Origin of the sequence: Bradyrhizobium sp. Leo170 (assembly GCF_004296405.1) — a bacterium.
Classification (GTDB): domain Bacteria; phylum Pseudomonadota; class Alphaproteobacteria; order Rhizobiales; family Xanthobacteraceae; genus Bradyrhizobium.
The window spans coordinates 1-4852 of record NZ_PSRR01000478.1 but is presented as its reverse complement, the minus strand read 5'-3'; the positions used below and the strand labels follow the sequence as shown (position 1 = coordinate 4852).

Genomic DNA, 4852 nt, shown 5'->3' with positions numbered 1-4852 from the left:
CGCTGACAGTCTGGACAGACTTTTGGTGATTTGCCCGTCGGGCTGATTTGTCGCACCAACGCATCCACATCGTCATTGCGAGCGAAGCGAAGCAATCCATAGCGTCGCAAGCGGAGGCATAGATTGCTTCGCTCCGCTCGCAATGACGTGGAGATAGTGCAGCGAACTGCAGAAGCCGTAGGGTGGGCAAAGGCGCAGTACGCGCTCAATCCAGGCGCCGTTGCAAGGGACATCCTTTGGTAGTACGCTTCTTACACAGCCAGTCACGCTTGTCTCTTCTGGGAGACTGAGAGCGATGCGCATCATCGTAGCGATGACCGGGGCGCTCCGATCCTGCGCCACTTCAACGAACTGCCGCCTTCGATTTCCGTAGGGAATGCGGATCACTTCCGAAGGAGATGTGAAATGAAGGAAGCCGAGCACGTCTACACGGCGCCCGCAACCAGCAGCAGGATTCCGGACGGGGTGGTCCGCTATCTTGACGGCACCGAGCTGCTGACCAAAACCCAGGCGCTGCGTCTCTCGACGGTTGGTTCCGACGGATGGCCTCACGCTGCGTTGCTGAGTGCAGGCGACATCGTGATCATGCCTTCTGGCCGCGTCCGCTTTGCGATTTTTCCGCAATCGACCATGGCGTCCAATCTTGAACGAGAAGGACGGCTCACGATCGCGCTTTCACTCGATGGCGGAATTTGCGAGATGAAGCTCCGCTGTCGCCGCCTCGCCCACTCCTCTTCCGATGTGCCGCTGGCGTTCTTCGAGGCGGAGGTCGAGTCAGTACGCCAGCATGTCGCGCCATACGCGGATGTGACAGGCGGCGTCACCTTTGCACTGCGCGATCCTCAAGCCGTACTCCCGCGTTGGCAACGGCAGATTGCCGCGTTACGCGCCGCCTGAAACCAATCTGAGCAGTTGGGGGCAGAAATGCGTGCCTACAAGGACCTTCGCGAATTCCTGTCCGTCCTCGAGCAAGAGCGGCAATTGCTGCGCATCCATGATCAGATTGTTCCTGAACCCGACATCGCGGCCGCGGCCTGCGCCCTTACAGAGATCGGCGAGGACAGCCCCGCGATCTATTTCGACAACATCGCGGGCTACACCAGCGCTCGGGTAGCCATGAACGTGCATGGATCATGGTGCAACCATGCTCTCGCGCTTGGCATGGAAAAAGACGCCGGCATGCGCGACCAGTTCTTTGAGTTCGTCCGACGCTTCCAGCAATATCCTGGCACGTTGGAGCGCGTTGCGAGCGCGCCCTGGCAAGAAGTCGTCGTCGACAAGGACGTGAATCTCTACGAACTGCTGCCGCTGTTTCGTCTCAACCGCGGCGATGGCGGCTACTTCATCGACAAAGCCTGCACCGTCAGCCGAGACCTAGACGACTGGGATAATGACAATGTCGAGAACGTCGGAATCTATCGCCTGCAGGTCAAGGGGCGGAATCGCCTCGGAATCCAGACTGTGCCGCAGCACGATATCGCGATCCATATGGCTCATGCGGAAGCCCGCGGCGAAGACCTGCCAGTCGCGATCGCGCTGGGAAACGAGCCCATCATCACGCTGATGGGCGCGACGCCGCTGCTCTACGATCAGCTCGAATACAAGATGGCGGCCGTGATGCAAGGCGCGCCATACCGTGTGGTCAAGACTGCAAAGGGCCTGGATGTCCCCTGGGGATCCGAATATGTGCTGGAGGGCCGCCTGCTATGCGGACAGCGCGAGACCGAGGGGCCGTTTGGCGAATTCCCCGGCTATTATTCGGGATGCCATAAATATCCGGTGATCGAGATCGATCGCGTGTCGCACCGAACGGACCCGGTCTACGACGCGGTCTATGTGGGGCGGCCCTGGACCGAGCTCGACTTCCTGCAGGCCATGACGACGAGCGCGCCGATCTTCCTTCAACTCAAGACGACGTTTCCCGAAGTCGTCGCCGTCAACGCACTCTATACCCACGGTCTCGTGGTCGTCGTCTCGACAAAGATCCGCTATGGCGGCTTCGCCAAATATGTGGGCTTGCGCGTGCTGACCACGACGCATGGTCTCGGATACGCAAAAGTCGTGATCGTTGTCGACGAGAAAGTCGACCCGTTCGATCTGAAGCAAGTGATGTGGGCAATATCGGTGAAGGTAAACCCTGCGGGCGACATCGTGACCATCCCGAATCTCGCGGAGAATCTGCTGGATCCGGCCTGCAGCCCGGCCGGCATGGTGACCAAGATGATCATCGATGCCACCACGCCGGTCGCGCCTGATATCCGCGGCGACTATGGCGAGGAACTCGACAAGCCGCTGCGTACCGATCAGTGGCGGACCAAGCTCATGGCTCTGGCGAAGGAGATGCGGAAATGACGGCGACAACCGCTGACACTGTTCCGGCCGCATGTCCGCGATGTCGATCAGGCAAGATCGAGATGCGCAGCAAATCTCCCGTTGTCGGGATCTGGACTGTGTTCGGTTGTCCGACATGCCTCTATGTCTGGAGATCGACCGAGCCGGAGGAGAACGTGAACCCGGACAAATATCCCGCCGCCTTTCGGCTGCGCCCCGAGGATCTTCCTAGTCTGCAGGTGGTTCCACCGATTCCACCGCGTCGATCATCCTCGTGAGGCCGCGCAGGATGTCGAAGGCGGAACCACATTGGCCGTCGTCATTCCGGAGCGATGCGAAGCATCGAGCTATGATGTGCAATTGCACATCATAGAATCCATTTCTCCACCTGCGTCTGCGGCCCGATGGATTCCGGGTTCGTCCTTCGGACGCCCCGGAATGACGACGGAGGAAGTGGCGACTATGGTGCGCCCCGGAATGACGGAGAGTGAAGCGCCCGTGGCCCATCCCTCGAGACGCCGCTTCGCGGCTCCTCGGGATGAGGGATGAATTCGTGGCGCCTCCCATGCTCTAATGCGCCATCAGTAACGGCAAGTCTGCGTGCTCCATGATGTGGCTGGTGGCGCCGCCGAAAATCATTTGGCGCAGCCTGGTCCTTGTGAAGGCTCCCTTGATCAAGAGATCGCAGCCTTCCGCCTTGGCCGCGGCGAGGACCGCTTCGCCGGTGCTGCGACCGTTCAGCTCGATGCTCATGGGCTCGGCGGCAATGCCGTTATACCGCAATTGCTTGCGCACCTGATCGGCCGATGGACCCGGCACATCCTGTCCACCGACGACAGTCAACACCGTCACGCGTCCGGCCAGGCGCAGGAGTGGCATCGCCAAGGCGTTGGCGCGGGCCTGCTCGGTGCTGCCATTCCAATGGATCATGATGTTGGTCGCGATCTCTTTCGGAGCTAATGGCGGCGACAGCACAACAGGCCGGCCGCTTTCGAACAGTCCCGACTCGATCGCCCGCCGATAGAGTGGGTCCGTAGCAGCGGATGGCCTGCTCATCACAATCACATCGAACGCGCGGCCATGGCTGCCGACGAGACCCTCGCCGGGCGGCACCTCGGGAAACCAGCTAAACCAGGGTCGATCCGCGGTCGTTTTCGCAGCAGCAACACCGTGCTGCTGCATGAAGGTCTCGAACAGCTCGCGCTCCCCCGCCGCCTCCGCTTCGCGTCGCACCCGATAGGTTTCCATGGAATAGGTGCTGGCCAGCCCTGCCACGACGAATTCAGGCGTGCCAAACCACAGTGGAACACCCTCGATATAGGCGCCGGTGCGCTGCGCGAGCAGCACCGCCGTTTCGAGCACGGATTTCATGGCCGGGGTATTTTGGGTCGGTACCAAAATCGTCTTCATTGTCAGCTCCCGCCCGTTGCAAATGAACGATAGTCCAGGCAGCCAAAACGGCACTGACTTTCGACATGGTAGACCTTCGGGACGAGACCGCCAAGACACGCCAAGTGCATTGCGGAATGGATTCTCGGAGGGTGAGGGTTTGTGGCCCATCCCTCGAGACGCCGGTTCGCGGCTCCTCGGAATGAGGAGTCATTCCGGGGCAATCGCGAAGCGATGAGCCCGGAATCCATTTCTCCGCCTGCGCATGCGGCGCAATGGATTCCGGGTTCGCGCTACGCGCGCCCCGGAATGACAGCGGCGGAGTTCAATGGAAATCGCGTGACGGCGGCAGGATGCGGACGTTGCGGGGGTGGCGGATTCTTTGCGGGGAGTTTTCGCCGTGGTCGCGGCGGTCGTCGTTGAGAGGTTCGACCAAAGCCGGGCCGGCGGGCACGGCCGGCTTGGCGCTGAACGCGTCGTTGGAGAGACCGATGAGGTCGTAGGAACGGTCGATCATGCGCTGCGCGACCAGGTGCGTCACCTCCTCCGGGCTGCTCTGGATATAGCCTTCGACCAGGATCAGCCGCGCGCCCATCACTTCTTTCCGGTATTGCTCCATCACCTTCGGCCACACCACGATATTGGCGATCCCGGTCTCGTCCTCGAGCGTCATGAACACCACACCCTTGGCGCTGCCCGGACGCTGCCGCACCAGCACCACGCCGGCGCAGCGGATACGGCGGCGGTCATTGCGATGGCAGACCTCCTTGCAGGGTATGACGCGCTCTTTTGCAAATTTCTCTCGCAAGAATTCCATCGGATGGCCCTTCAGCGACAGGCGGATGGTCTGGTAGTCGGCGACCACCTGTTCCTGGCGCGGCATCTGCGGCAATGGTTTCGCGTTCTCGTCCGGCTGCTCGCGGGCAACAGCGGCTTCGAACAAAGGCAGTGGCACGTCGTCGAGCAGCCGCCGCACCGCCCAGAGCGCCGCGCGGCGATCGAGGCCGATCGAGCGGAAGGCATCGGCGTCCGCGAGCAGGATCAGCGCGCGCTTGGGCAGGCCGGTGTCGCGGGCGAAAATCCTCCAGCGAGGCGAAGGGGCGCCGCTGCCGCGCCGCGACGATGCGGTCGG

General features: G+C 61.6%; 4 protein-coding genes and 1 pseudogene. 3 read left to right on the top strand and 2 right to left on the bottom strand.

Features of this window, described 5'->3' with window-relative positions:
- The first annotated feature begins 405 nt into the window (after window positions 1–405).
- From CWO89_RS40765 to CWO89_RS49290, 3 genes are read left to right on the top strand one after another with little or no spacing between them, the layout of a single operon-like run.
- Window positions 406–897, top strand: coding sequence for a pyridoxamine 5-phosphate oxidase (locus CWO89_RS40765; RefSeq protein ID WP_130583895.1), 492 nt, complete (start codon window positions 406–408; stop codon window positions 895–897).
- A gap of 27 nt (window positions 898–924) precedes the next feature.
- Window positions 925–2352: a non-oxidative hydroxyarylic acid decarboxylases subunit C gene (locus CWO89_RS40760; RefSeq protein ID WP_130583894.1), complete on the top strand. Its 1428-nt coding sequence runs from the start codon at window positions 925–927 to the stop codon at window positions 2350–2352.
- Window positions 2349–2609 (top strand): non-oxidative hydroxyarylic acid decarboxylases subunit D, encoded by a 261-nt coding sequence (locus tag CWO89_RS49290; protein WP_130583893.1) that lies wholly within the window; start codon window positions 2349–2351, stop codon window positions 2607–2609. Before CWO89_RS40760 ends, CWO89_RS49290 begins: the two co-directional genes overlap by 4 nt.
- 292 nt (window positions 2610–2901) lie before the next feature.
- On the opposite strand, the gene CWO89_RS40750 is transcribed toward CWO89_RS49290, so the two are convergent.
- Window positions 2902–3741, bottom strand: a complete 840-nt coding sequence (locus tag CWO89_RS40750) for a universal stress protein (RefSeq protein ID WP_130583892.1) — start codon at window positions 3739–3741, stop codon at window positions 2902–2904.
- A 304-nt stretch (window positions 3742–4045) separates the two neighbouring features.
- Window positions 4046–4852 (bottom strand): annotated as a pseudogene (locus tag CWO89_RS40745) (OB-fold nucleic acid binding domain-containing protein); the annotation flags it as partial.

Excerpts from the sequence above, each read along its gene's own strand:
- CWO89_RS49290 (WP_130583893.1), top strand. The coding sequence starts at position 2,349 with ATGACGGCGACAACCGCTGACACTGTTCCGGCCGCATGTCCGCGATGT.
- CWO89_RS40765 (WP_130583895.1), top strand. The coding sequence starts at position 406 with ATGAAGGAAGCCGAGCACGTCTACACGGCGCCCGCAACCAGCAGCAGG.
- CWO89_RS40750 (WP_130583892.1), bottom strand. The coding sequence starts at position 3,741 with ATGAAGACGATTTTGGTACCGACCCAAAATACCCCGGCCATGAAATCC.
- CWO89_RS40760 (WP_130583894.1), top strand. The coding sequence starts at position 925 with ATGCGTGCCTACAAGGACCTTCGCGAATTCCTGTCCGTCCTCGAGCAA.